This is a genomic window from Carboxydothermus islandicus (genome assembly GCF_001950325.1).
In the GTDB taxonomy this organism is placed as follows: Bacteria; Bacillota; Z-2901; order Carboxydothermales; family Carboxydothermaceae; genus Carboxydothermus; species Carboxydothermus islandicus.
Map to the genome: position 1 here is coordinate 1 of NZ_BDJL01000133.1, position 241 is coordinate 241.

Annotated in this window: 2 rRNA genes; both read left to right on the forward strand. The window is 53.1% G+C overall.

Features of this window, described 5'->3' with window-relative positions:
- A 16S ribosomal RNA gene (locus ciss_RS11870) occupies positions 1 to 84 on the forward strand; the annotation flags it as partial.
- Positions 85 to 169: 85 nt separating this feature from the next.
- Positions 170 to 241, forward strand: a 23S ribosomal RNA gene (locus ciss_RS11875); the annotation flags it as partial.

Sequence of the window (241 nt, forward strand, 5' to 3'; positions counted from 1 at the left end):
GAGCTGCCGAAGGTGGGACCGGTGATTGGGGTGAAGTCGTAACAAGGTAGCCGTATCGGAAGGTGCGGCTGGATCACCTCCTTTCTAAGGAGAAACAAACCGCTTGCCGTTATTTCCGACCAAGGAATCTGTTCTTTGAAAACTGCACAGAGGTTGGAGAAAAAGAGAAGGTCAAGTTAGTAAGGGCGTACGGTGGATGCCTAGGCGCCAGAGGCCGAAGAAGGACGTGGCAAGCTGCGAA